Below are 19,443 nucleotides of genomic sequence, written 5' to 3' on the forward strand. Positions count from 1 at the left end.
TATAGGGGGTAAAACAAAACTGCAATAAAGAATAAAAGGCAAAAAGGCAAAAAAAAGGCGTTTTTTGCAGATATAGGCGGTTTTTGGTGGAAAAGTGAGCTACTGGCCATGTAAAACGAAATTTCAAAAAAGTTAATACTCTTCCATTCCTGGTTAATCTTCCAGCCTTTATTAAGCCTTCTGTTGCATTATCTTCCATTATCTGGTACCAAGATAGGTAAAACGGCCTTAAAAGCCCTATAAATGCCGAATAAAGCCTGATTAAATACTGATTAAACGTAGCTTTTTCAGCCCTGTTTGTGTGCTTTTCAGCAAGACACAGACAGGGCTGTTTTCATTGTAAAATAGTACTGTTTTTGAGTTGGATGGACAGTTGGATGGACAGTTGGGTGGACAAAGTACGGTTTTGGGAGGGTCGCGAACGCCCTCCAATAAGTGATAGTGGGAATATATTAAAATTAGGTATTGGAAGAATTGCCCCCCCCTTATGACAAGTGAATAATAAAAAAATATAGGTTGTAATTTATTGATTAACAGGTTTTTATAGTGGATTGTACGCGGGTTTGTAATAAAAGATGTGTGTGTTGCAATATTTTTACCATTATTTACTCTAATCTGATCACACCTACTACCAGGGCTATGCCGGTGATCTCTTTCCAAGGAACATCAAACGGATCATAGTCTTTATTATCGCTCACAGCAGTAACCGTTGCTGCATCCGGTCCTTTCTTTAGGCGTTTTATAAGCACACCCTGCTCATAGGTGGCAATAACATGTACCTTGTTCCATTGTATAAAGGAGCGCTCTTTCAGAATACGGCAGGCTACCACATCTCCGCTGTTATACTTGGGGTACATGCTACTCCCTTTTACTCTTATCATAAAATCAGAGTCTTCAAAATCAGGCACCACGTACCGCGCCTGGATATCCTTGTCTTCAATACTGAACACTGCGTTACCCAATCCGCCAAATGCTTCTATTCTTACCAAAGGAGTGCCCGCTGTAACAACTGTAGGTAAAGAAGTGGATGGAGTTATTTGTGTAGATGATTTGAACATATCTCCTTTTCCTGTAAGGAGCCATTCCGTATTGATATCTGGATAAGTGGAGATATATTTCTCTATATTATCCTCTGTAAGACCAGTCACCTTATCAAGCACACCATTAGACATACCAGTTTCTTGGTAAAATTTTCGTTTGCTAATGCCTTGTACTTCAATATGCTGCATAATTCTGGCCTTTATACCAGAGATATTTTTCTCCATACTCTTGACAGTTGAGATATTTTTCTACACATTTGCGTAAGTATTACACGAAAGTAAGTATTAACACAAATATATATACAAAATGGTAGCAACAAACATAAAGGTGAAATACCCGCAGAACCTGCCCCTGAAAAAGCAGGTGGAAGAGTCGGGCTTCAAGGTCAATGCGCTGGCCAAAAAGATAGGATGCAGCCGTGTTGTGCTGAGCAACATCATCAACGGCCACTACAAGGGTACCCGCATCGTGGAGCTATTGAAAGAAGAGTTAAAGAGAGTACAGGAATAACTTAAATCTAAAGACAATGATCACACTAAAAGAAAAAGAAGAGCTGATTATTATGCTAGAGTGCTTGGCTACAGAATTATCTGATGTGTATGTATTAGAACCTCAACACAGTTTCACGCGCCATATTATCAAAAAGGTAAAAAGGATAAATGTTGTGGATGAAGCCTACCATACAAAAGTGGTAAACCTTACCCTTAACATCGACAGACTTACAGACAGCTTCACCATCAACGGGAATGTTCATGATGGTGAAGCTGTGAAAGAAAACCTGACTAAGATTCTTCTGAAGGCGGTGCAGGATGTCGAATCGGACCTAGGTCTAAAGAAGGGAAATCTCGGACAAAGTTCAGATACACCCTGCACGCGATCATCAGAGCCGGATAAGTTTCCCCTGGGTTCTCGGCTATAGCTTTCTGGCAGGCATACCTGAATTTCTCTTCCTGTACAGGATCAAGGGTAACGCTTCGCTCAGCTAGGCAATCCTCATAAAGTTTCAATGCTAATTCACTCATAAGTCCTAAGGTTTTAAAGGTTTGACAGCTTAAACATAGGACTTTTTGCCCGAATGGCATACACCCAGGTTCGAGTCCTGGCGGGCAACAGACAAAACCGATTCAACAACCATCAAACACCGAAAGCATATGCCGCACTTATGGAATAACATATGGGTAGTAACGAAAGAGGAGCTGGTGCCTGATTGGTATAGTTATGATGCTTTGCATAAGAACATCAAGCGCTATGAAGACAAAAACTACGGTATCAAGCGGGTACAGGTTGGAGGCCACGGCAGGCAGTTACTGGTTGCCTTCGACAGCCTGCCATCCCACATACAGGATGGTATTGGTGATCCTCGCAAAGTAGACCACATACTGGAGGTATATTATAAAGTGGACAGCGAGGCGGTCGCTTTTTACAGAGACTTCCGCTTTGCAGACGGTACCGCGCTGGACATGGACTACCAGGAGCGCTACATCATCAACGCCAGCCTAATTAAGGCGCTACTTATTCTGAAAGAAGAACGAATTAACGAACGCAGAAATAAAGGCATGAGCCAGACAGGTGTGATGGGTATCCTGCTTAGTGATGCCAACGGCTTTAACAAGACTTTAAAGGTGAAGCACGGAGTGGAGCACACGCTGCCACAGGGTGAGCGGATGTTTCGGGATGTGCTGAAAAACTTCACCCAAGACGGATACGGCAGCCTGATCTCTAAAAGACACAAGAATAACAACGCTCGTAAGGTGACCGATGAAACTTTGCTTCTCCTTAACAGCATGTTCAGCGAGAAGAAGACAAAGCCAACCGCTACAGAGGTGCACCGCCAGTACAATGCTTTCCTGTCTGGCTACGTGGAAGTGATCAACAACGCCACAGGAGAACTCTACAGCCCGAAAGGCTTTAAAAAGCTAAGCCCGAAAACAGTAACCGGCTATCTGTCGCAATGGTCCAATAAGATCGGCACCTATGCGGCACGTAGCGGTGACCGCCAAAAGCTTATGCAGCAGTTCAAGCCTTGGCACTCTTTGGAGCGGCCACACTTTGCAGGCAGCATCATTTCCATTGATGACCGTCAGCCACCTTTCAAGATTCCGGGCGGTAAGCGCATCTGGTTCTACAACGGTATTGATCTGGCATCGGAGGCTTTCACCTGTTGGGTGTATGGCAAGGATAAGGAAGGTCTGATTATAGACTTCTACCGTCAGATGGTGCGCAACTATGCCATGTGGGGCTTCAACCTGCCAGCCGAACTGGAAGCTGAGATGAGTTTGAACAGCTCCTTCGTGAATACCTTCCTGAAAGAAGGCGCTATGTTTCAGTATGTCAGAATTGAAGCCAACAACGCGCGAGGCAAACGCATTGAGGCATACTATAAGCCGCTGCGATACCAGCTGGAGAAAAAGCGCGAGGGCTGGTTAGCCAGACCATTTGCTCTGAGCGAAAGCAACCAAGCCGGACCTGATGCCGTGCCGGAGCTGCCTTTCGATACCATCCGGGACGGTTGCCTGAGCGACATCGAGACCTGGAACAACATGCCGCACAGCGATTATCCTGAAGCGGTGGAGGATTTCAGGATGTACGGATTCTCAGACAAGCCCTATAAAACCCGCTGGAAGGTATTCGAGGAAAGGCAGAACCCGAATCTGCTTCCAACAAATTATCAGTCCATTCTGCCTTACATCGGCTACAAGACAAACACCAGCTGCAATGTCGGCATCATCCGGCTGCAGAACAGAGAGTTCCTGCTAGGTGAAAGCGGGCAGATTAGCACAGGTGAGCAGCTGATCAGGCTGATGAAGCAGGTAGAAGGCCAGCAGATTGAAGTGTACTGGCTGGATGACAACGAAGGCAAAGTATTCAAGGCGCTGGTATTCCAGGGAACACAGTACATCTGCGAGGCCGTGGCCAAGCCAACCTACAACAGAGCCAGAATCGAGCAGACACCGCAAGACCTGGAAAACAGGGAGATGATGAGCAAGTACGTGGCCACCATCGAAGCCTACGCCAAACAGCAAAAGGCAGTTCTGGAGCCGATCACCATTATCGAGAACACCCCGGTCGTGAAGAAGGACTTCGTGATGCCTGGATTAAAGAAGTCCCACGCTTACGTGCATGAGCCGGAGGAAGTGGAGATACTGCAGGAGCCTGACGAGTACGAGGAAACCATGACACCGGACACCCGCAGCTACGTGGGATCATTGAAAGACACATTCTAACCTATATACCCCTATGTTACAGCTAACAAAAGAATTCAAACAGAAAGTAGTGGCAGCCTTACTGGAGGTGCGACAGAACTTCGACGGTAGCGATGCCGCTTTCTCCAAGCAATGGAGCCTGAACAACTCCGTGTACAGCCGACTGAAAGCCGGTGAGCTGACAGGCTTGCTGCGCGATACGCAATGGCTGAACCTTGGCCGCGAACTTGGCGTGACGCTGAACGAGCGCAAATGGAATATGGCCCGTACCGATGTCTTTACCCGCATCGAGAATGATATCGTGTTTTGCCAGACTTACTCCAAGAGCATGATCTGCGTGGATGCGCCTGCTATCGGAAAAACCTACTCTGCCAAATACCTTTCCAGAACCCTTAAAAACTGCTTCTACGTGGATGCCAGCCAGGCCAAAACGAAGCAGCTTTTCATCCGCCTGCTTGCAAAGACAATCGGTGTGGATCACCAGGGCAAATACGCAGACGTGAAGGCCAACATTAAGTTCTACCTCAAAATGCTGCCTAACCCGATGGTGATCATAGATGAAGCCGGTGACCTGGACTATCCCGCCTTCCTGGAACTGAAAGAAATGTGGAATGCCACGCAGGATGCCTGCGGCTGGTACATGATGGGTGCCGATGGTCTGAGAGCCAAGATAGACAGAGGCATTAGAAGCAAGAAAGTAGGCTATGCCGAACTGTTCTCCCGCTTTTCTGACCGCTACACCACCACCGTGCCTTTGGAGCGGCATGAGCGCATCGGCTTTTACCGCAAACTGATTGCCGACGTGCTGAGCGTGAACATGCAGGATAAGAGCCAGCTGGAGCAAATCGTAAAGCGCTGCCTGATCCAGGACGAGAACGGGCATATCGGTGGCCTGAGAAGAGCGGAAAGTTTACTGATTCTTAATTCATAATAAATATGGCAAGAGCTTTAACAATAAAGAACCTGTACGACCAGGTGTTTGATACATATAAGTTTGACGGAGTTTGGTTAGAAGTATTTGGAGAGCCTTCCAAGGGCGGTATCTGGCTGATATACGGTAGAGAGAAGAACGGCAAAACCACCTTCGCCCTGCAACTGGCTGACTACCTCAGCGAAAGCGGGTCGGGTCAGATTAAGGTGCTGTATGTGTCAGCTGAAGAGGGAAAGGATAAAGCCTTTGTAGATGCCTGCGAACGAAACGGCATTGACTACAATAAAAGAGGGCTTCATGTGGTGGAGTATGAGTCAATTGAGGAGATTAAAGAGCGACTGAAAAAGCGCAGGGCCCCACGGGCTGTCTTTATAGACAACATGACCATTTACGCGGATGAGCTAACCAAAAAGGACATCACCAGCCTTAAAAACGAGTTTCCCAATACCCTTTTTGTCATCATGGCGCACGAGGAAAGGAATGAGCCTACCCCGGCTATCGCTAAGCATTGCCGCAAGATGGCAAAGATCATCATGCGCGTGCAAGGGCTGGCCTGCCATGTGAGCGGCAGGTGCCCCGGTGGCAGACTTTTTATTGACGAAAAGATTGGAGCCATCTGTAATGGACAAGACTAAAAAGGACAAAGCGGTTACAGTAACCGCCAAAGGCCAGATCAAGATGTTATTTGAGGGTATGGCAATCATTCAGCTCTGCCAGTTCCTGTACGAAGCTGCTGAACGGGCAAATGAATACTGCAACCTGAGCAGCGGCATTAACTCCGGCAACTATGCCCATTACTCAAAGTTCTCCATCTGCTACGATCTCTATGACCTGCATTTTGATACGCGGAAAGTGCCGGATACAATACAAATGAAGGTTTCCAGAACAGAGGCCATCATGCTTTGGGGAGTATTTCAGGAGTGCCAAAGCGATTACCCTTTCCTGATTGAATTATTTATGAAACTACATCAAAAACTATCATAGCCATGTCAATGCAATCCATTAGAGTTAGTAACAAGATTATCCAGGATAGTGTGCTGTACTTCCTGAAGAACGATTTCGAGTGGCTGTTCTGGCTACGAATAGAGACAGGTCTGGAGTACCTGGAAACAAAGCTCTACCTGAATGAAGAAGAGCGAAGCGTAGTGCTGCAGCATCCTTTGTTTTGGGCATGGTGGCTTAACCAATGGTTCTCACGCGATGATCAATTACTGATGAACCTGAAGATGGTAGACGGTGAAACCTACTACCAAACGCCACTAGCCAACGGCAAACCTTCGCAAAGCTTTGTGCAGGTAACTGATCAGAACACCTTTAAAGAATTCTATGCTGCCTATCACATGGCAATTCGGCTGGACGTGGTACCAGAGTCAACGGTGATGGAGAGCATCAGAAAAGCAACAGTTAAAAAACAATTAATCAATCAATAAACAACCTTTAAATTTTTACTACAATGGCCAAAGGACGCGCAAAAAAAGTACTGATCACGGAAGAGATCACCAAAGATCAAGCTGAAGTTATCTTCGGAGAGTATGCCAGCTATGATGCTCAGATCAACCATGTAACTGCAAAGATGGACATGCAGATTACCAAAATACGCGAGAAGCACCAGGATGAGCTTAACCGCCTGTGCGAAGAGCGTGATAAGAGAATGGAGCAGCTGCAGCACTATGCTATCACCAACCCTGATCAGTTCACCAAGAAAAAGAGCCTGGAGTTTACCCATGGTATACTTGGCTTCAGAACCGGCACCCCTGCCTTAAAGACTTTGAAAGGCTTTACATGGCCAGCTGTTACGAACCTGCTCAAAACCTTCCTGCCTGATTATGTGAGAACAGTAGATGAGCCGGCAAAGGATAAGCTACTGGCTGACCGCGACAAAGAAGAGATTGCAGATCTGTTTGAAAAAGTCGGCATTGAGGTGAAGCAGAATGAAACCTTCTATGTAGAACCTAAAAAAGAGCAGGCTGCAGTACTGGCCTAATCTTTCAGCCTGGAGGTACTGCCAGCCTCCAGGCTTTCTTTCATCCTTTTAGAGATAATTAAATGAAGAAGAAACAAGTAATAAACGACTCTGAGATACAGGAGCACGATGCTGACTGCAGAGCTGCGAAAATTCCTTTTGAGAAACGCTCACTATACTCATGTAACTGCTATTTGCAGGATATTTATAGAGAAGGCTATTTCAATTACAGATCAGGAGCTAATCCAAACTTTAACCCTCAAGAATACGCGGTGCTATGAGGAGAATAAAAAAATGGCTGCTTTGGGAATACCGGAGAAACAGGATCATAGATGAACTCCTGCATCGTGCCAGTTACTGCAGCACCAACGAACTCTACAATGTCACCTTAAGGCTAGAGAGAGTTTTGAGTATCAAATAATCAAATGGCAAACGTGATGACATTTAAAGATTCCTATGGCAACGCGGTTGCAGATGGGGATACCATTATAATAGAAAGGTTCTACAAGCATACACCTTGGCAGGGCAAAGAGGCAACGGTAGAATGGGATGCAAAACATGGCATGTATACTTGGTGCATAAAGGAACCACACAATCTAAGCGACGATTTTTACGGAGTAGCCAAATTCAAGAAAAGCAATGGACCTACAACTACAACAGATGGAAGCCCGGCTAAAAGCCAGGTTCAGTAGCGCTGAAGCTGCGCTTCAGGTTTTGAAAGGAATGGCATTGGTAACAGAAGCGGAACAGGCTGAGATCACCAAACGCATTCAGAAAGGAAAAAAGAAGTACGGAATCATATAAAAAAACATGAAAATAAGAACCCGATTACCAGAGCGGAATAAGAACTTTAAGCCGCATTTCAATCAGCATCAGGTTGCACAGCTGATCAACATAATCCATCAGGACAAAGCCAGGGAATTGAACGAAGCCCGAGCTGCAGCCCGAAAGGCAATAATTAAAAAGTAAACTGCCAACCTTCTCTTTTCACCCCAACCACCCTTATATGATAACCCTAAAGCCAAAGAAAAACCGAAAAATCAGCGGTGCCACCTTACTGGTGGTTCTTGCTGTGATAGTAGCCAACTTGCTTGTGCCGCCCCCGCATGATGCTGATCAGTTTATGCTTCATGTCTTCCTGAAGGCGCTTGTAGGCATGGTTGCAGCAGCCATATTACTATCCGAGGTATACAATGCTAAAAAGTAATGGCTGCTCCTTCTGGCTACTTCATGCTGATAGTGCTAAGAGCCTATGTGAAGCTATTGATAAAAGCCGGTGACGAGCTGTTGTTTCAGTTGCACCATGATATTATTTGCCTGGCCACTTACGAGCAATTGCAGAAGGAAAGAAGAGTAGAACTGGAAAGAGCGAAATCAGAATTATTAGAGTTAGAAAAAGCATATGGTAAAAGAACTTATACAAACAGGACAGATGAGGCGGCTAAATCAGCTGCTCAACCAGGCGAACCTGCAGGAGCACAAAGCAGACCTTGTGCAATCCTTCAGCAGTAGCAGAGCCACCAGCAGCAAGGAGCTTTACAAGCCGGAAGCTGAAGGGCTGATCAAGCACCTGGAGGCATACATAGATCAGTTGCCATCAACTCCAAAAGGAACAGAAAAAGAGCAGGCTGCTGACCGGATGCGAAAGAAAATGATTCACTATGCCTATGAGATGCGATGGACCAAAAACGGCAAGTTTGATATGCAGCGCCTGAACCACTGGTGTGAGCATTACGGCCAGTTCAAGAAAAAGCTAAATGATCACAGCTTCGAAGAACTACCCAAACTGGTATCTCAATTTGAAAAGGTGTACAAAAGCTTCCTTTTAGGAGCAGTTAAATTATAGGTATGGCAGAGGCAAGAGTTTGTTTAGTAAGAGAAGAAACAAAGGGTCAGTATAACATACTGCTCTCGGTTACCAGTGGCCTGACAAGTGAGCAAATAGCAGATATGTTGCATGGCCTGGAGTCTCTCACTCGCTTCCTTTCCAATCTGCAATAAATTAGAGCCAAAGATGACAATGAGCCAAGAGAAATCAATTTTTAACGTAAAGAGCGAAAAGCTAAAAGGGTATGCCCAATTTGTGTTTATATCCGGCACTCTGACAGAGCTTAAAATGAATTTTAAAGAACCTTTAAACACTGTTCAAAAAGAGCTTTTTAAGCTTAATTTCCCCTTCCAGGTACAGGACCTTGACAGTTTCAGAAAACTAGGCTTCAACGTGGTAGAGAAGAACATGAAAAAGCAGATGGATAACGGCCTGAAGGTCGCGCTCTGGTGCAAGTTCTACTCCAAGCGCTTTACAATCCCTTACAAGATCAAGCCAAAAGAGATCGGTATGCTGTCAAATGTTGACGTGTCAGAGCAGTTATTGACAGCTTACTTCGATTGTGATGAATGGTGGAGCAAGCCAAAGAGTGTTGGCAACTATGTAAGCCACACCAATCAAATAGAGCTGCTGATAAGTTCTGCAAACTCTTCAACAACCAAGCACCCGAATAAATGGGATGCTGATTACTTTAAAAAACTTCCGGACGCTGAACATGCAGATTATTACAGGCACCTGAGAGCAATGGGCTATCAGCCTGTAAAAGCACGTACCGGCCAGATCATTGACTGGAAGTAAAAATGCCCTAATCTTATTAAACTATTGTTATATTTATATATTAAAATCTGCTATTTAAACCTGAAAGTGCTTATATTTAGCTTATGATGGAACATGTGACTAAGCCTAAATACAGCAGACCCGCAGACAAAGCAAGGGCCATCACGATCCGAATCAACATGCTAAAGCGCAATCAGAAAGTGGTAGAGAAGTTTGAAAAGCTTTATAACAAGGACAGGCTACGTTATGATGATGTGCTGAAAAAACTCGAAGAAGAGTTCTTTATCAGCCAGACTCGAATAGTCAGAATACTTAAGAACCCACATTTGTAATTCTTATAACCTATAAACACTTGTATACATGGGATTCCTGAATAATTTCGTTGAAAAAGCAAACGCAAAAAGTAGAGAACGTGCTATTGATGAAGTGACACCTTTACTTGTTCCTGGTGAAAGTTTAGAAGAGATCTTCTTGATGAATGAAGATTATATGGCCTTCACAGATCGGAGGGTTTTATTAGTGGACAACAAGCTAGTGTCTACTAAAAAATCACTTGCCTCCATTTCTTATAGTAAAATCACTGCAATCAATTTAGCCAAAGGCGGAGCATTTACTTTATCAAAGGAAGTTGAAATTCATGTTGGCTCACACAAGTATGAATTTAAGAATTATGATGAGCAGGAAGCTAAAAAAGTATTTGTCAAACTATCTGAGAAGGTAATTTAAATTGAAAACAGAATGAAAAAGCCCCTGTAACAAGGGGCTTTTTTTATGTGAAAACCTGTCTTGCCTTTACCTTCAGTTTCGATGGCACAGCACTGTAGTCAAATGCCACCGTTTTGAATTCCTGTATAGTCACTGCCAGTTCATTCATGCTATGATCAGGCACGATGCTGACCCTGCTGCAGCTGTTGAGTATCTTCCTCGCTTCCGGTGTCGATTCGTCAGCTGGCTTTACATAGCCCTTACCTTCAAACCCTTTAAAAACTTCCTCTGCCTTCTTCAGGTGATCCAACGCCAGTACTTGTTTAGGGCTTTTGTGCGTATGCCTGGTTCGCTCTGTCACCAGGTGAAGTCTGAAGTTCAGCTCTGCCTTTTGTACTTTGTTCGTCAGGCTGCTGGTAGGCGCCGGAATAAATTCCACGAACACGGCAGGCGTAACAAATCCTTCCTTGTTGTCATTCAGGTACTGCTGATTGAACCAGTCAAAGTGCCTGATACCGGCACCGGATGCCAGCACCATGTCTTGTATTGCTAAATATGCTTCTAATAACATTACTTCCAGATTTTATCTATTTCACTAAATGCAAAGTCTTCCAGTTCCTGAAGCAGGTCCGGTGTGGTGATCATGAAGGGCCTGGCCGGTATGGTGGTATTCATTTGCCTGCTGTGAGCGCTTACCTGCGTTGAACCTACCTTTTTCTTTACCCACTTCTCACTTTTAGCGCCTGGCCTGGATACTTCCTCCTGTATGAAAAGCCTGCGCCTGTGCTGGCCTACCTTTGCCCTTCCATTTAGTACCATTCCTTCATTGTGAGCTGCAGCGTAGGGAACATTGTTTGTTACCCTGGCATAAGCATAGGTGCTGCTTGGCCTGATGCCGCGCCTTAACCTTCCGGACTTGGTCAGGAGCGCCCTGCTCTTTCCTTCCTCTGCTTGCTTACGTGCTTGCCAGGCCACTACCGCTCCATTGTTCAGGTATCCCTGCCTGATGAAGTTTTCCTTGAAATGGGCCGCGGCTATCATACTGAACTCAGCTGGTAGCCTGCGCCTCATTTCCCGGTATTGCCTGGCAAGTTTGCCGAACGGATGTGGAAACTGCTCCATTATCTATAAAGTAAAATTCCTTTCCTCATTTCCTCCATAGCAGCCGGTGTGCTTGCCTGCAGTGTCACGAACTCCAGTAAGTCAGGCTTCATATCCACAGTTACCACTACCGGCTTATCCTGGTAGTACTTGATATAATAAAGCCTCTTGTTTCGGGCATACACTTCATCAGGCTTAGTCAGTACATCCGGTAGGTTTTTAAAGTGTGTTAAGGAGCTATTGCCCACACCCTGAACTGCTATCTTATGCCCGTTCACATTGGGCAGTACGGCCACACCTTCTTTGTTCTGCAACTTCTTCAGCCATTCCGCAGCTTCTTCCTTTGTGGTGCCTTTATTAGGGTTGTTAGGAAACTTGTCAGGCTTCTTATAAAGAGAGCCAACAGAAGGCATGTTGTAGTTTTCCCTGGCACGCAGTTCGTCTACCTTACCACTCACATTCTTAAAGTATGGGTGATTATCCTTAAACACCTGTCTGCTCTTGCCTGTGTTGTTGCTGAACATTGGAGCCTGCTTTACTTCCTTTGTCAGCTCTCGCACTACCTCCTGATCAGTAGGCTTCGCCTTACTCATCAGCTTCTGCATTACGTCACATCTGCAGCCCCAACCATTCAGCGGTAACCAAATATCCCAGAACGGATCATCCATTGGCAAACAAATGCCATTCAGCCTGTCATGCTCCGGCCTTACCCTCTTATCTCCTGCTGTGGTATATACCAGGTAAAATTTATCCTGCCCCTTTTCATAGGTGAGCCATAAAGAAGCCATCTGGCTACTACCAATAGCATGATTATACTCGGCCAGCAGAAACTTCTTATTATAGGTCTCATGCACCTGCAATACATCATTATAGAACTTATGGAAGGGCTTTATCTCCTGCTTCTCATCAAGCAGTAAATTCCGCATCTCGTTCAGCTCTGTATAAGACTTGGCAGCAGAGAAAGCAAAGACATTCTGCTGCAGGTAAGCAAGCATGGCATTGTCAGGCGTATCATAATCCGGATTCTTGTCAAAGGCTCCCAGCACTCCTTTATACAAGTGCCGGCCCAATGCCTGCTGCAGATCAGTGTGCACCTGGTTCTGACTTATCAAGCCTTTGTGCAGTGCCTTTGCTGCCTGGTCAAAAATCTTTTGCAGTTCTTTTTCCTCTGCACTGGCAATTGGTGCATGATGGTTGTGCAGTGCAGCTACTGCTTCAAACTCAGGAAAACCCATGTAGGCCGCTATCACTTCCGTGATGCGACCTGAACTAAAATTTGCGGCAGCTCCCTCCGAGGCTGTAGACTTTTCTTTCTTGCCGACGATCTTGGTACCATACCGCTCTTCCATCTCTTTCGGATCCAGGTCAAAGTGCTGCAGCAGTCCGTTGTCAATAGCCCAACGGTCTTTTATACTTAGCTCTTCCTGCTGATCCCACACAAACTGATCATTCTCTGTGAACGGATAGCCGTGCAATGCCAGGAACGGCAACAGGTCATCGTTCACCAGGTACTGCATGTCATCCATGTCATCCAGCGTGATTTCATCTTCCGTGCGCTCATGCACGTCAGCCTGTGATTTACTGGAGCCGTTGTCTGAGGTCATGGTTTGCCCGTTGATCAGCTTACTGATCTCTTCGTTACAGGCTTTGCGCTTCATCTCAAACACCTGGAAGGCATCACCTTTGGTGCTTTCCTTAATTTCAATCTCCACATCATCCGGAAACACGCCATAGGCAGCGGTGCCCATGTCTTCCATCCAGCTTTGAATTTCCGCTTTCACGGCAGGGTCGGTTGTGGCTGTTTTGGCTATGCGCATCGGCACCCCGAACATCTCTTCAAACTCTCCCCAACTTGCCCAGGTGTTTTTCTTGTAGATGGCGTACAGGCTCAGCTGCAGCAGCAAACCAAGATCATCCGTTTCACCTACCCCTATATGCCAGTTGGAATAAGGAGGCTCAGAAAATTTGATGCCGCGCTCATCGGTTGGCTTGATCAAAAACTCTTCACGATCCGGCAACACGTGGTCACGGTACACCAGCTTAACCTTTGAGAACTGCTGTTTATCGTCCAGCTCCTTAAACTCAATCAGGCTATACCCATAGAAAATGGATTCCATGGCAAACCAGCAGAACTGCTTAAACCACTTTTTCTTGAGCAGCTTTGTTTTATCCTCATCCTCCTGGCCGGTATTGATATCGATAACCTTAAACTTCTTATTGGTCACACGCATGATGCGGTTGTTCATCTGCGATGACAAATGACCGTCAATCACGGCATCCTGGTATATCTCAATCAGCCTTCTCCTGTTGGGCTTGTCCGGATTCTCAGCCTGCTTCTTTGCCTGCTTCCAATCCTCAATGTCTTTCCTGGTCTGGGTGCGTTGCTGCTTGATGATCTGTGCCATAATGGACACAGCTGCTTTTTTGGATACGGCTGCAGGTGCCTGCTCATGGAGGCGCTTAAACTTGAAACCGTAAGTAGGCTTGTTATTTTCCATGCCTTTAACTCTATTTTAAATGTGCGTTAAACAAGGTTTAGATTAATAATAGGCTTGAAGGCTTCTTCTTACCCTCTTTACAGAAGTATAAGGAACATACTTTGTCCTTCCACCTGGTAATGCACCCATACAATGAAACTGACCAGCATTAGGCCAGCACTTCTGGTATATCGTGCCATCATAAAGCTCAATGTCTTGAATAGTCTTTTCGTAATCTCCATCAAAGTCTACCCACTCGCTTGTTAACTTCTTTTCAATTCCCATCATTAAAAGTTTACCAGATGTGCCGGAGCTTTTGCCTGCTGCCTAATAGTATGGTCGTGCTTTGTGGAGGCTCAGCCAGCAATGGCAGGTCAGGTGTGATCTCATCTTTCAGCACCATCTTTAACCAGGCAATGGCGGCATCATAGCGGTTCACACGCAGTTGAGGTATAACCGGAGATGCGGTATATAAATGGTAAACCGTTATATCCAGCAAGTACATCTTTATACTTGGATGCCGCTCATCCTTCAGCTCCCATTCTACAGCCCCGGCACCTGGTGCCACACCGATGCAAGTTTGCAGGCACTTGTACACCTGCTGCTCACCTAAGTCCGGATCAGTATAGTAGACTGACTGGCCAGCGGAGTACTGCTCCGTTTCTTTCCACTCCAGCACATCCATAAAGATTTTGGCCACGTCAAAGCGCTTGCGCAGGTAGCCTTCCATCTCAGCACGAGCGGCCAGCTCAGAGGCCAGTATATTGTATAGCCTGTCATCGGCTATGGCATCCCGGATTTCGTTCCGGATGATGCTCTCATAATCCTGTGGTATCAGAAACATATTGTTTTTCAGTGTTGGTTAAGCGATCATATTCCTTCTGCAGCGAATTGTATGCTGCCTGAAGAGTTTGATGTGTTGTGGTTAGGAAGCTATGCTTTGCCTCCAGTTCAATGAATTCCTTCAGTAACTTTAAGTATTTCTGCTGCTTCTCTTCTCTGTCTGATTCCAGCTCTTCTACCTTTTTGCTGAGCCTGTCAATCTCTTCTCTAAGCTCTTTCCGGTATTCAGCGGCTTCCTGCCTTAGTTTGTCTGCCTCATCAATCTTTAAGGTGTGCATGTCCTTTTTAGTGATCCACAGCACATCAATGAGCTTGACAAAAACGCCACCTACAACGCTTGAGCCTAATATGGTGAGTATTGTTGTTACCATCTTACCTGCCTTTTCTGGTTCTCTTTACAATGATCGGTCTGAATCCGCTTTGCCTGGTGCGCCTTTGTAATAGCCAGATAGCGCCTTCGTCTGCATCAGGACCGTCATCAGGTGCCCGGCTCCCTTTTTCGATGGCCAATGTCTGCTCCAGGCCCATTAGCATGTCCGGGTCTTTTTGCATGGCTTCGTTGTAGTAGACAAAGCCACGCTCCCAAAGTGGAGAAACTCCCTCAATACGCTGGAATTTATCCGGTTTCTTTCTGCTATCGCCTCTGATCGGGAGCTGGTACCCTCTTTCATTACCTTCCGTTTTGAAATCATCCAGCAAGGTGTCCTGCATAAAGTTGGCTTCCATCCAGTACTCACAAAGCACGCCTTCAGGAAGGGACTCATGCAGATCATAGAACCACTTGACCATAGCGGAAACCGTAGACTGCCTGACAAATGCCTTCAGGCAATGCAGTTCTGTTCCTATTTTCCCCCATAGCTTGATGGCTTTGAAGTCATTCTTATTTGTGCTTTTAAAGGAAGGGTCACAGTAAGCTATCAGGTGATCATACTTATTGAGCGGCAATGCCTTTTTGTACTTGATCCATTCATTCTTGAAAACAGAACCTTCTATAATGGGATTGTTCATGAACTCCTTCTGAAAGCTCCTGAAGCCCTGAAGCTTCATAACAGCCTGGATCATCTCCAGAGTGTACTTTTGCCACCAGGTAGGCTTTCCGTTTTTATCCAGGGCATTAATTACCATGTGGTAGATATCGGGCACCTTAGCCAAGTTGGCTAAGACAGACTTAGGGTGAATTCTGTTGCCTACCATAATGAAGCGGCCTTGCCCCATATCCATAGCACCAAACAGAGCCTCTTTGATCCAGTCAACCAGCTTGCGCACCCGTTTCTCATTCTGCACCAGCTCATCATCATCCAGGTCATCTATCACAATGTAATCCGGACGAAATTCTCTGTGCCTTAATCCACGTGGAGATTGGCCGCGGCCTCTGGCAAAGAAGGCTACTCCATCTTTGGTCACAAACTCACCATTCTCCCAACTACCATTCACACGCTGTTCTCCAAAATCGGAGATGTAGCGCTGGTTGTTGCTCAGCTCTGCCTGCAGGTCTGAAAGCAGCGTATCAGCATTGTCTTCAGACTTGCCAACCAACACCATCACATTTATTTCCCGCTTCTCCTGAATCTTCAGCCAGAGCGGGATCATAATGTTAAAGTGGGTGGATTTAGCATGCCCACGTGCCCATTCCATCACCGCTCTCAGGTCAGGTGTTTTAAGTACCTTATTGGCTGCTTTGATGTGGAAGTCACCACACTCAGATTTTGCATAATGCGGAAAATACTCCTGAACAAAGAAGGCATAATCTTTCTGAGCACGCTTGATGCGCTCCCTGCGCTCCTGAGCATTTGTCTCTCTGGCTTTGGCTGAAGTTTGCTGCTTGATAGCGGCACAGTGTTCCTCAAAAGCCTGTATTTCTTTTAGGCTCTTACTCATCTGAATTCATGCTATAAAGGAATTTTCTTTGATAGGAGGTGTTGGCGCTTGCCAGTTCCGGGTCCAGCTCTACAAGCCATTTGTTATAGCGCTTGAAAACCATGATAATGGTGATCAGGGTCACATCCTTGCTGAGCGTTTGAATGGCTTTTACATTCTTGGACATGATGTCTACCTCTTTTGAGGTCAGTCTTCGCTTTTCAGCTTTCGCTTCTCGGGTAATAGCCAGGTTCTCTTCCAGCAGCGCCTTGATCAGTTCATCCGTTCCGGAAGTGTGAGCCGCTTTGATCTCATCCCATTTGCCCTCTGTCTTCCATTTGGAAATTGTCTTCTCAGCTACTTTCAGGTCAGCCGCTATTTCCTTTTGTGTCTGGTCATTGTAGATGTAAAGCTTCTCAGCTATCTCCTTCTTTTTGGCATTGGTTATTTTCTCCATGCCAGCAAGATACACTCCTTATAAGGGGCTTCGCTAATGCTGCTTCTCATGATGAACACGCAGATTGTCATGATGATAGAATGCCAGTTCATCGTGTACAGGAGCGTTTTTTTTAGGCTGATTCACGCTGTTACTTTGGAACTCAATCGGGAATAAAACCAACCATAATCAGGTTCCATGAAAGGTAAAATTGTAGACTGGTATGAAATAACTAACAAAGCCAACAAAGGCCAGATCATAGCGCATGGCTATATCGGTTCCTATGACTCCATCAACTCCAAGCTATTTGTAAAGGACTTCAACGCACTGGCTGAAAAGCACGCAGAGATTGACATTGACCTGAATTCAGGAGGTGGTAGCATTTTCGACGGGAACGTGATTTACAATACCATCAAAGGAAGCAAGGCAACAGTCAATATCACGGTATCCGGTATTGCGGCCAGTATGGGTTCAATCCTGCTGCAGTCTGCAACCGGAAAAAGAAAAGCCTACAAAAATGCCAGGATCATGGTGCACAAACCTTCCGGTGGCGCTTATGGCTCAGCAAAGAAAATGAGAGACACGGCTGATCAGCTGGACAGCCTGGAAGAATCGCTGAAAGACATTTATGTAGAGGCCACTGGGCAGGATGAGGCCACGGTAACAGGTTGGCTTCAGGAAGGCGTGGACAAATGGTTTACGGCAAAACAGGCTTTGGAAGCAGGTCTTATTGATGAGATCGTTGACGGACCTCCTGTAAAGGCACCAAAGGCAAAGCTTGACCCAGAGGCGATGCACGAACACTTTAGCACACAATTCAAATCAATCAATAACCCTAATACTGAAGAAAGTATGAACAAAGTCGCTTTTGTGGCTATGCTGGCCACATTTGGCTGTGTAGCCAGTGAAGAGGCCACAGAGCAGGAACTTATAGACAAGTTCAAGAACGTGGTTTCTGAAAAGGATAACACGATTGCGGGTCTGAAAGCCCAGCTGAAGTCACAGAATGAAGAGCGTGTCACTGCGCTGATTGAAGGTGCTGTGGCATCAGGAAAGATTCTGGCTGGTCAGAAGGAGCAGTACACGAAGCTGGCAAACGCAGATTACGAATCAACGGCTGGCATTATTGCGAGCTTGCCAGGGAAGGCTTCCTTGTCTGTTGAAGCTGATCGCAACAAAGGTGCTGAAGGCAAGACAGGAGCGGATGAAACCCGTGCTGATTGGGATTTCAACAAGTGGAGAAAAGAAGATCCACGCGGACTGGAGAAAATGCGCGCCTCCACACCTGCAGAGTACGAAGCGCTAAAGGCAAAACAAGTATCCACACTAAAATCGAAGTAAAATGGCTGGAATAGCTAAAGAAATCTGGACAGACCAGTTAATGGAAAGCATGTATGCTGAGGCAAGCTTCTTAGACTTTGCCCAGGACATGACGCAGTATGTTGACAACAACACGATCAACCTGGCAGAGGCAGGACTGGACCCTGAAGTAATCGTGAACAACACTGTGTGGCCTATCCCAACAGTGCAGCGTGAAGACAGTCCGATTGCTATCTCTCTGGATACATTCGACACGAAAAACACACTGGTTCGCAATGTGGAAGAGCTGGAGTCTTCTTATGACAAGATGGAGTCTGTGCTGAAAGGGCACAGAAGAGCTTTGAGAAGACAAAGCCTGCAGCGTGCGGCTCATGCCTATGCACCTGCACAGGACTCGCCACTGACTCCTGTCTTTAAAACAACTGGTGAAGAGGTAACAGAGACATACTATAATGCTGATGGTACTGTTGCCGGTACTTATAAGCGTTTGCGCCTGACATGGGCTGACGTGGCACGCATGAAAACTGCGATGTCTCTACTGGAAGCTGAAGGTGTGTTCTGTGCCGTATTGCATCCACTGCACATCGGTGACCTGAGAAAAGAGGACCGTGAGTTTCACAAAGAATTTGCTACGCTAAAGCCAGGCGCTACGATTGCACGCGAAGGCTTCATGGTGATGGAGTACCCTAAAACTGCGGCATATGCTGCTGCCGGTACGAAGAAGGCTTACGGAGCCGTGGTAGATATGGCTACAGACCTGAACTCTTCTTTCTGCTTTATGCAGGATGAGGTGATGAAGGCGGATGGTGATGCTACCATGTTCCTTCGTGAGAAGGACCCGGATCAAAGAGGTGATATTGTAGGTTTCCAGAAGCGCTTCAAGGCATTGCCGCTTCGCTACAAGTATATCGGTGCCTGGGTTGACGGTAAGCCTGCAGTCTAAGATAAAACCCTAACTGAA

General features: G+C 46.0%; 27 protein-coding genes. 17 read left to right on the plus strand and 10 right to left on the minus strand.

Annotated elements, in window-relative coordinates; translation table 11 throughout:
• The coding region (locus AC4BAN_RS16850) for a hypothetical protein (RefSeq protein ID WP_490565587.1) at positions 1 to 199 on the minus strand (199 nt) is incomplete at its 3' end.
• A 406-nt stretch (positions 200 to 605) separates the two neighbouring features.
• Positions 606 to 1,265 (minus strand): S24 family peptidase, encoded by a 660-nt coding sequence (locus AC4BAN_RS16855; RefSeq protein WP_490565588.1) that lies wholly within the window; start codon positions 1,263 to 1,265, stop codon positions 606 to 608.
• 82 nt (positions 1,266 to 1,347) lie between these two features.
• Between AC4BAN_RS16855 and AC4BAN_RS16860 the strand changes: the two genes are divergently transcribed.
• From AC4BAN_RS16860 to AC4BAN_RS16930, 15 genes are all read left to right on the plus strand, one after another.
• Positions 1,348 to 1,551 (plus strand): helix-turn-helix domain-containing protein, encoded by a 204-nt coding sequence (locus AC4BAN_RS16860; protein ID WP_490565589.1) that lies wholly within the window; start codon positions 1,348 to 1,350, stop codon positions 1,549 to 1,551.
• 16 nt (positions 1,552 to 1,567) lie between these two features.
• Entirely contained in the window at positions 1,568 to 1,960 is a 393-nt protein-coding gene (locus tag AC4BAN_RS16865) for a hypothetical protein (protein ID WP_490565590.1), read from the plus strand.
• 232 nt (positions 1,961 to 2,192) lie between these two features.
• Complete coding sequence (locus AC4BAN_RS16870; protein ID WP_490565591.1) at positions 2,193 to 4,265, plus strand: hypothetical protein; 2,073 nt, start codon at positions 2,193 to 2,195, stop codon at positions 4,263 to 4,265.
• A gap of 13 nt (positions 4,266 to 4,278) precedes the next feature.
• Positions 4,279 to 5,175, plus strand: a complete 897-nt coding sequence (locus AC4BAN_RS16875) for an AAA family ATPase (RefSeq protein ID WP_490565592.1) — start codon at positions 4,279 to 4,281, stop codon at positions 5,173 to 5,175.
• 5 nt (positions 5,176 to 5,180) lie between these two features.
• Positions 5,181 to 5,810 (plus strand): AAA family ATPase, encoded by a 630-nt coding sequence (locus tag AC4BAN_RS16880; protein WP_490565593.1) that lies wholly within the window; start codon positions 5,181 to 5,183, stop codon positions 5,808 to 5,810.
• Positions 5,797 to 6,159 carry a hypothetical protein gene (locus AC4BAN_RS16885; protein ID WP_490565594.1) on the plus strand — a complete coding sequence of 121 codons (363 nt, stop codon included), beginning with the start codon at positions 5,797 to 5,799 and terminating at the stop codon, positions 6,157 to 6,159. The genes AC4BAN_RS16880 and AC4BAN_RS16885 overlap by 14 nt, the downstream gene beginning before the upstream one ends.
• An 8-nt stretch (positions 6,160 to 6,167) precedes the next feature.
• Positions 6,168 to 6,605 carry a hypothetical protein gene (locus AC4BAN_RS16890; protein ID WP_490565595.1) on the plus strand — a complete coding sequence of 146 codons (438 nt, stop codon included), beginning with the start codon at positions 6,168 to 6,170 and terminating at the stop codon, positions 6,603 to 6,605.
• Between the two features lie 23 nt (positions 6,606 to 6,628).
• Positions 6,629 to 7,159: a host-nuclease inhibitor Gam family protein gene (locus tag AC4BAN_RS16895; protein ID WP_490565596.1), complete on the plus strand. Its 531-nt coding sequence runs from the start codon at positions 6,629 to 6,631 to the stop codon at positions 7,157 to 7,159.
• A 618-nt stretch (positions 7,160 to 7,777) separates the two neighbouring features.
• Positions 7,778 to 7,942 carry a hypothetical protein gene (locus tag AC4BAN_RS16900; RefSeq protein ID WP_490565597.1) on the plus strand — a complete coding sequence of 55 codons (165 nt, stop codon included), beginning with the start codon at positions 7,778 to 7,780 and terminating at the stop codon, positions 7,940 to 7,942.
• 202 nt (positions 7,943 to 8,144) lie between these two features.
• Positions 8,145 to 8,345 (plus strand): hypothetical protein, encoded by a 201-nt coding sequence (locus AC4BAN_RS16905; RefSeq protein WP_490565598.1) that lies wholly within the window; start codon positions 8,145 to 8,147, stop codon positions 8,343 to 8,345.
• Positions 8,345 to 8,650, plus strand: coding sequence for a hypothetical protein (locus AC4BAN_RS16910; protein ID WP_490565599.1), 306 nt, complete (start codon positions 8,345 to 8,347; stop codon positions 8,648 to 8,650). The genes AC4BAN_RS16905 and AC4BAN_RS16910 overlap by 1 nt, the downstream gene beginning before the upstream one ends.
• Positions 8,571 to 8,984 carry a hypothetical protein gene (locus tag AC4BAN_RS16915; protein WP_490565600.1) on the plus strand — a complete coding sequence of 138 codons (414 nt, stop codon included), beginning with the start codon at positions 8,571 to 8,573 and terminating at the stop codon, positions 8,982 to 8,984. Before AC4BAN_RS16910 ends, AC4BAN_RS16915 begins: the two co-directional genes overlap by 80 nt.
• Before the next feature lie 174 nt (positions 8,985 to 9,158).
• Positions 9,159 to 9,764, plus strand: coding sequence for a hypothetical protein (locus AC4BAN_RS16920; RefSeq protein ID WP_490565601.1), 606 nt, complete (start codon positions 9,159 to 9,161; stop codon positions 9,762 to 9,764).
• A gap of 95 nt (positions 9,765 to 9,859) precedes the next feature.
• A complete protein-coding gene (locus tag AC4BAN_RS16925) occupies positions 9,860 to 10,075 on the plus strand; it encodes a hypothetical protein (protein WP_490565602.1) in 216 nt (71 codons plus the stop codon).
• Between the two features lie 28 nt (positions 10,076 to 10,103).
• Positions 10,104 to 10,469 carry a PH domain-containing protein gene (locus AC4BAN_RS16930; protein ID WP_490565603.1) on the plus strand — a complete coding sequence of 122 codons (366 nt, stop codon included), beginning with the start codon at positions 10,104 to 10,106 and terminating at the stop codon, positions 10,467 to 10,469.
• A 43-nt stretch (positions 10,470 to 10,512) separates the two neighbouring features.
• Here the strand turns inward: AC4BAN_RS16930 and AC4BAN_RS16935 are convergent, their stop codons facing one another.
• The 8 genes from AC4BAN_RS16935 to AC4BAN_RS16970 are packed head-to-tail and all read right to left on the minus strand — an operon-like array spanning position 10,513 to position 17,183.
• Positions 10,513 to 11,019, minus strand: coding sequence for a hypothetical protein (locus tag AC4BAN_RS16935; protein WP_490565604.1), 507 nt, complete (start codon positions 11,017 to 11,019; stop codon positions 10,513 to 10,515).
• Positions 11,019 to 11,570 carry a phage virion morphogenesis family protein gene (locus tag AC4BAN_RS16940; RefSeq protein ID WP_490565605.1) on the minus strand — a complete coding sequence of 184 codons (552 nt, stop codon included), beginning with the start codon at positions 11,568 to 11,570 and terminating at the stop codon, positions 11,019 to 11,021. The genes AC4BAN_RS16935 and AC4BAN_RS16940 overlap by 1 nt, the downstream gene beginning before the upstream one ends.
• Entirely contained in the window at positions 11,570 to 14,047 is a 2,478-nt protein-coding gene (locus AC4BAN_RS16945) for a phage portal protein family protein (protein WP_490565606.1), read from the minus strand. Before AC4BAN_RS16945 ends, AC4BAN_RS16940 begins: the two co-directional genes overlap by 1 nt.
• Before the next feature lie 42 nt (positions 14,048 to 14,089).
• A complete protein-coding gene (locus AC4BAN_RS16950; RefSeq protein WP_490565607.1) occupies positions 14,090 to 14,314 on the minus strand; it encodes a hypothetical protein in 225 nt (74 codons plus the stop codon).
• Positions 14,315 to 14,321: 7 nt separating this feature from the next.
• A complete protein-coding gene (locus tag AC4BAN_RS16955; protein ID WP_490565608.1) occupies positions 14,322 to 14,870 on the minus strand; it encodes a hypothetical protein in 549 nt (182 codons plus the stop codon).
• Positions 14,845 to 15,240, minus strand: coding sequence for a hypothetical protein (locus tag AC4BAN_RS16960; RefSeq protein ID WP_490565609.1), 396 nt, complete (start codon positions 15,238 to 15,240; stop codon positions 14,845 to 14,847). The genes AC4BAN_RS16955 and AC4BAN_RS16960 overlap by 26 nt, the downstream gene beginning before the upstream one ends.
• Position 15,241: 1 nt before the next feature.
• On the minus strand, positions 15,242 to 16,747 hold the full coding sequence (locus tag AC4BAN_RS16965; RefSeq protein ID WP_490565610.1) for a hypothetical protein: 1,506 nt from the start codon (positions 16,745 to 16,747) through the stop codon (positions 15,242 to 15,244).
• Entirely contained in the window at positions 16,740 to 17,183 is a 444-nt protein-coding gene (locus tag AC4BAN_RS16970) for a phage terminase small subunit-related protein (protein ID WP_490565611.1), read from the minus strand. The genes AC4BAN_RS16965 and AC4BAN_RS16970 overlap by 8 nt, the downstream gene beginning before the upstream one ends.
• 177 nt (positions 17,184 to 17,360) lie before the next feature.
• On the opposite strand from AC4BAN_RS16970, the gene AC4BAN_RS16975 reads away from it, so the two are divergent.
• Together AC4BAN_RS16975 and AC4BAN_RS16980 are read left to right on the plus strand one after the other, a co-directional pair.
• Positions 17,361 to 18,503: a head maturation protease, ClpP-related gene (locus tag AC4BAN_RS16975; RefSeq protein WP_490565612.1), complete on the plus strand. Its 1,143-nt coding sequence runs from the start codon at positions 17,361 to 17,363 to the stop codon at positions 18,501 to 18,503.
• 1 nt (position 18,504) lies between these two features.
• On the plus strand, positions 18,505 to 19,425 hold the full coding sequence (locus AC4BAN_RS16980; RefSeq protein ID WP_490565613.1) for a hypothetical protein: 921 nt from the start codon (positions 18,505 to 18,507) through the stop codon (positions 19,423 to 19,425).
• Positions 19,426 to 19,443: the final 18 nt, after the last annotated feature.

The sequence above is a fragment of the Pontibacter sp. GD13 genome (assembly GCF_058216355.1).